Origin of the sequence: Paenibacillus sp. 2TAF8 (genome assembly GCF_052114825.1) — a bacterium.
GTDB lineage: Bacteria > Bacillota > Bacilli > Paenibacillales > Paenibacillaceae > Paenibacillus.
The window spans coordinates 1-4,237 of record NZ_JBFRFN010000047.1 but is presented as its reverse complement, the minus strand read 5'-3'; the positions used below and the strand labels follow the sequence as shown (position 1 = coordinate 4,237).

5 protein-coding genes are annotated in these 4,237 nt (G+C 42.7%); all 5 read left to right on the top strand.

The window, feature by feature from the left end; translation table 11 throughout:
- The coding region (locus tag AB4Z30_RS29790) for a restriction endonuclease fold toxin (protein ID WP_441931216.1) at positions 1 to 677 on the top strand (677 nt) is incomplete at its 5' end.
- A gap of 19 nt (positions 678 to 696) precedes the next feature.
- A complete protein-coding gene (locus AB4Z30_RS29785) occupies positions 697 to 1,098 on the top strand; it encodes an Imm7 family immunity protein (protein WP_441931215.1) in 402 nt (133 codons plus the stop codon).
- Between the two features lie 366 nt (positions 1,099 to 1,464).
- Positions 1,465 to 2,127, top strand: a complete 663-nt coding sequence (locus AB4Z30_RS29780; RefSeq protein WP_441931214.1) for a hypothetical protein — start codon at positions 1,465 to 1,467, stop codon at positions 2,125 to 2,127.
- Positions 2,128 to 2,593: 466 nt separating this feature from the next.
- Positions 2,594 to 3,415 carry a DUF4183 domain-containing protein gene (locus tag AB4Z30_RS29775; protein ID WP_441931213.1) on the top strand — a complete coding sequence of 274 codons (822 nt, stop codon included), beginning with the start codon at positions 2,594 to 2,596 and terminating at the stop codon, positions 3,413 to 3,415.
- A gap of 82 nt (positions 3,416 to 3,497) precedes the next feature.
- Complete coding sequence (locus AB4Z30_RS29770) at positions 3,498 to 3,782, top strand: DUF4183 domain-containing protein (protein WP_441931212.1); 285 nt, start codon at positions 3,498 to 3,500, stop codon at positions 3,780 to 3,782.
- Positions 3,783 to 4,237: the final 455 nt, after the last annotated feature.

Sequence of the window (4,237 nt, the reverse complement as noted above, 5' to 3'; positions counted from 1 at the left end):
ATCTGACGGTTGGTAAAATCGTGGACGTTGGACGCGGAGTAGGATTTGCCTGGGATACCGCATGGGGCACAGGAACAGCAAGGTCCGACATCGAGCAGTTTGTGAACGAGCAGAAAAAACAGCTTAGTGAGGACGAGTCGGGCTACTATAAAGGAGCGGTGATAGGCCAAGCACTTTCTTATTTTATCTTTGGCAAGGCTTTGCATTCGAAGGATCATCATGGATCGGGTGGAGGTGGAGGAGGGAAGAAGGAGACTGAGCAGGGGAATGTGAAAGAGGGGACGGGTGACGCTGCTTCAAGATTAGTTACGGGCGCAGGTGTCTATACGCAGTATTCAGGTGGACTAAAACAGGCGTCTAAAGAAGATGCTGGGGCCGATTTGCTTGCAGAAAAACTTGGTGGAAAGTCGCGTATGATATTTAATAACGACCCCAAAAATCGAGAATTTGATACGGTTTCTGACCAATACATCGGTCAGACTAAAACTTCAATGAATAGTCTAAGCTCTCAATTTAGGGAACAGGCAAAGGCTACTATCGAGGCTGCTGTGGAAACTGGTAGAAAGGCATACTTCCATTTCGAGACAGCCCCAGTTGATAAAGTTATTAGACAATTAAGAGAATATGAGAAGAGATACAACGTTGAGATTATAATTGATATCTCACCATTCAATTAAGAATTAAAGAGGTGAAAGTATGTATCAATATCATGGTTGGGCAGTTGTTTTAGTAAGCACTGGTGATGAGACGTGTTATGAAGAAGAAGTTATTTTTGAAAGAGTTGAAAAGTATATTAAGGATTTACAGCCGAATGTAGATGTTTTAGATATAAAGGTGATGAATGGACAATACCATCTTTGGATGAGCGGACTATGGAATCATGAACCTTCTTCCAAATTTCATCCAGTGGAAATAATGAAAAATATAGGAATTCAAGCTCCTGGATCATATGGCATGCTCTATGTGTACAATGATGAACACCCAAAACATTTTAATGAGTTTAATGTATATGTTCTTAAGAGAGGTAATGTTGAAGAAAAACATGACCCATTTTTGTCTCCATTAATACCCGTTGTAACCGATGACTCTGAATTTTAGTATTAAACCAATTTTAGAAAGTAATTGAATGTTTATCTTCTTTTCGGTGGAAAATTAAATTATATTATTCCGATACAAAAACAGGTCGATTATGGTGAGATACATCTTTCTTGACCTGTTATTTCAATTTCTATTTTCTTTCCTAAATGAGTACTCTTATGCGAAAGTATGGATTTAGGAAGATTGGTTCTACACTTTGGATGATCTTAAAAGGATAAAAGATTCAGACAATAGTAGTTGGTGTTACACTGATCCCAGAACGATCTAGATAACATCCTACAATTAAAACTATGAATGACTTAAGGCACTTCTACCACACAGACGTAGAGGTGTCTCTTATTATAAAAGAAAGGGGAACATCTTGCCTTGATCTTAAAAAAGCTACTTGTTTTGATCGGCTGCTGCTTTGCAGTTGTAATGTTGCTTGTTCTGACTTACAGTTTCTACAAAGAGAAAAAGATGTATGAACACTACCTGACCACGAATATCCGTCAAGATATAGTTGAGATGAAAAGTACGATTATCACGAATGATCGTATTTTCAATCGTATATTGGAGGATGGCAAAATCATAAACGAGATGGTTGAGAACGGAGAGCAGGCAAGGCAAGTCTATTACGGTCTAATAGATATGATGCAGATCATCAATAAATATAACTTCATGAATCTCACTTTAAGTCAGGAAGCGAACTGGCTGGCTAAACCTGCGCCGTTATTTATCAATCATATTGAAGTAGGAGACATATGGCCGCAGGCGCTTCGCCGGATGCAGATGACATTCGAAAGGCTCGATATTAGCAATTATCCTGTATCCGCTGAACTAAAAGCCAGAATACAGGAATACCAAGAGTTAAATCAGCGGTGGTTGAATATTGTCGGGGACTTTGAAACGACAGTGATCGAAGAAAAGGAGTGGCCTCAAATCCTATATGATCTGGAGCAAGAGACACGAGCTTATTTTAAGGAGAAAAAAGTTGATTTTATAGAGGATGACGTTTGGAGAGGTGCGTTGAATCCCAGGTACAATTAAAGAAAATCAGGATATGGATGTGAAACGGAACGAGAGTGTTGATGGGAGATATGCAGGGGAAATCGGTAACTGTTGAAGTAAAGCAGTTAAGAGGGAGGACTACAGAAGGAGCTGTAGTTTTTTTTATTGGGCTGTGGTCATAGTTATTCGCACACTCTCCGCATGTGCTGAAGACATAGTATAGGGCATATATACTGTGTTTACTGGCCTAAGGAGTGTGGCGACTTTGAAGCATACGAACAAAGTGAAAACGAATCTTCACTCATTAAGAAAGAGACACTCTTCAACGAAACGCTGTAACGATAATCCGAGAAAACGTAAGAAACGGTATGCCATACGTAAAGCTGTGGGAAGAAAAAGATGTGCTTGCAAGCAACGCGTGAGACAAAAGAAAATATCCCGCAGATACAGAAATAGTACATTCTCTGGAAGAGGAAATGTTCCTCTTGCCTGTCCTGAGCCCACTATGAATTCTACCCCCGCTAAAATGGAGGAAATAAAAACAGTCAGTCTTCCCGAAATGCAGGGACTGATCGCACAACAAGGTTCCCAAGGCTTGGCAGGCCCGCGGGGTGAGCAGGGTGAAGCAGGCAATTCAGGAGTACAAGGTGTCGCCGGTCTTCGCGGTGAACGTGGCGAACCGGGAAGTCCAGGAGCCCAAGGTCCGGTTGGCCCTCAAGGTGTGGCTGGTGAGCAGGGGCCTCCCGGAGTGCAGGGACCTGCTGGTCCTCGTGGTGAACGCGGCGAACCGGGAAGTCCGGGAGCTCAAGGTCCGGTTGGCCCTCAAGGTGTAGCAGGTGAGCAGGGCCCCCCTGGAGTGCAGGGACTTGCTGGTCCTCGCGGCGAACAAGGCGAACCGGGAAGTCCAGGAGCCCAAGGTCCGCTTGGTCCTCAGGGTGTGGCTGGTGAGCAGGGGCCTTCCGGAGTGCAGGGACCAACGGGGCCCCAAGGTGAGCAAGGACCGCCGGGCAGTATCCCCGGAATTCAGATCATTCCTACATCAGACCGCTACTTCTATTTCCCTGACACTGATTTGGATTTGTCGAACTCGGTTACGGTTTCTGCTGGTGAATTTGTTAATGATGAGGGGGGAAGTATATCTCAATTTGTAGGGATCGGCCTGACGAGTTACTACAATCTTTATATTAATGGGATCGTACAACCGGGCAATTCGTATGTGTTAACTGCAGATGATTTATTTATTCCATCGCAAAGCGGTGTCTTATTTGCTGAAACACCAGTCATTATCGAGATCGTTCAATTAACAGCGGTAATCCTAAACCATTGAAAATGGTTATATCATCTCATCCCTCTGCCTTCACTACTCTCAAATCTACTACATATACTATGTCAGGTAGGAGGTGAGAAACATGCCACTTGTTACACCATTTCAGAACAGTTTAAGATTCGCTGCGACTATAGGGGATGGCACAGGAACCGGAGCAACGTTTGCAATTGCTGCGACAGCTTTTACGGACGATGCAGGTACAGCCGCAACAGCTTTTCCAGGCTCATTCAATTACTACAATCTCTACATTAATGGCCTTATGCAAACAGCAGACACATCCTCGGTTACCACCACTACACTCACAATCCCCGGTGGAGATGTATTGAATGATGGCACTCCAATTGTCGTACAATTTGTAGTGTCATAAGGATTGCTTGAAGTGATTTAACAAAGCGTTATGCGGCTTCTATCTTTGATAGGAGCCGTTTTTTTATACTGTACTAATTCAACTTGCAATTGAAAGGTTGTTCTACCATTGAGTGCTTCGTGTGAATATTTAATGGGATAACGATAGTAAGGCTTTACTTTTTGATGATGAATTTATTCTGAAAGAATCAGTTATAATGTGCGCAAATATGTAAACTTCGCTGCCTGAAGTAGTTACCTAAATAACGAATAGATGAAGCGAAAAATGCTTCTTCTGTTCAATTCCAATGTTGTTTTGGGTTTGTTAAAATTTAGGGATAACGACTATGATCAGGTTGGCGGTGAGATGGCATGACACGGATTCAGGTGCACCCGGATGAAATGGAAAAAAACGTACGTCTGCTTCAGCAGAGTAAACAACAGCTTGGCAAAATTGTGTAAAATTGTGTATGAATT